The organism is Cryomorpha ignava (assembly GCF_010686655.1).
Taxonomy (GTDB): Bacteria; Bacteroidota; Bacteroidia; order Flavobacteriales_D; family Cryomorphaceae; genus Cryomorpha; species Cryomorpha ignava.
Map to the genome: position 1 here is coordinate 1 of NZ_JAAGVY010000109.1, position 1,719 is coordinate 1,719.

General features: G+C 39.6%; 2 protein-coding genes. Both read right to left on the reverse strand.

Translation table 11 applies throughout. The annotated features are described in order from the left end of the window. Positions 1 to 865, reverse strand: an 865-nt coding sequence (locus G3O08_RS20575; RefSeq protein ID WP_239541393.1) for a GEVED domain-containing protein, incomplete at its 3' end; no start/stop codon positions are given. Positions 866 to 1,585: 720 nt separating this feature from the next. Continuing rightward, positions 1,586 to 1,719 (reverse strand): T9SS type A sorting domain-containing protein (locus G3O08_RS21960; RefSeq protein WP_163285710.1); only part of this gene is annotated, 134 nt, incomplete at its 5' end.

A 1,719-nucleotide genomic window follows, 5' to 3' on the forward strand; every position in this document is an offset into this window, starting at 1 on the left:
CGCCGCATGAAAGAGATATAGCAAGGCATGGTTCGTCATTTTCTGCAGGACAAATTTCTTGTGCAAAGTTTCTGGTGAGGTTACAGATAGGGTTTGATCCTTCTATAGAAGCAGAAACAGTAACACCAAAAGGAATATTGTTTAATATATTAACAGTTTGTCCCTGTAGCGCAAAAATAAGTGTAACCGGATTAACGGGTACAGCATCAGATCGCGTTAGGTAAACAGTAATAAAAGTGCTTGTACCGAAATCGGTAAGAAGAGCAGTTACATCGTAGTTGTCAGCTTCACAGTCATTAACTACTGTGTAAGTAAAGTTTGGAGGAGTACATTCTCCTGACAGAACTGTTATAGAGTAATCTTCAACTTCACCCCAGGGCATTGCTCCATCAGAAGTGCAGGGGCCAACCGGGTAGCTAAAATACTTTCCGATGACACGCATTCTTGTTTCACCGGGAGTAGCGCCGGGGGGCACCGTTATCATACCCGAAATACCTGGATTAGCGCAACCTCCGTCGGTACACGTACCAATTTCGTAGCGCTCATCAGCGTCAAATGTTAAACTCTGATCCCAGTCTATATAGACAGTCAGCGTTTCGTCATAGATACCGTTATTCCCTAAAGTAGCAGAAATAGGGTACTCGAGCCCAGGTGATACGATGCCACTTATACCCGTGAAATCAGAATATCCGGTGGCAAGACTTGTGTTGTCAATTCCAGCAAATGTAACGTTGGTAATGTGATCATCAGCCGGAGTGACCCCGGCGAATGCACAATACTGAGCGCTCAGATTTGTGGTTGTCAGTAAAGAAATCATGATCAGAGAGCAACAGGCTCCGATCACTTTCGTAAACAGGTTTTTCATAGAAAAAATGATTTGGTTTAAATTATTAATGAATTATCGTCTATGTAGTGAAGTAGGTTAATAAGCATCAAAAAACCCCACAACTTGCTATAAAAGTACGAAATTATACGATGAAGTCAAGTAACTTAGGGATAAATATTATTTAATGAAATCTTTAATTCAGTTAAAATAGGCATTTAACGTATTATTGTTCAGACTGTTAAATAGTCAAAACAGGCCAGACGAATACTTGATAATTTTCTTTGAACTGATAATGAATATCGACCAAAATCGTAATTTTTGCGTTTTGCTCAATATTATTCCTACTCCACTTTTTGTGAAAATTATCCTCCACTAATGCATTTATTTGATTTTGAACTATGGTGCGTAGCGGAATGAAGAATTGTGCGAATATGCGGATTTGCCCATTCGATGTACTAAATCCTCCCCGAATCTTCTAAAAGAATCTTTAATCTCAGATCGAGGCGCTACTTAAATACTCCTCCGGACATAAGTTGAGTTCAGATTAGTGATCCGCGAGCAGACACTTTAAAGACAAGTATCATTTATTTGATATTATTTCCTCTCGCCCTGAAACTTGACCCCTGGAGCAATATCTACATTTTCTTTTGTTTCTCCTGTTTGGCGACTGCAAGCGATAAACACAAAAAACCCGGTTACCTTTCGGCAACCGGGTTTCTCATTTCTAAAACTCTCTGAACTTTTTGAGAGTCTTGTTTTTTATTTCGCAATCATAAATTTCTCAATGATTGTTTCATTTTGAGTCGTCATACGGTAAATGTACACTCCATTAGGAAGTGCAGCACCGTTGAAGTCAAGGCGGTATTCGTGGCCTTGTTGTGCTTCTTGATTAA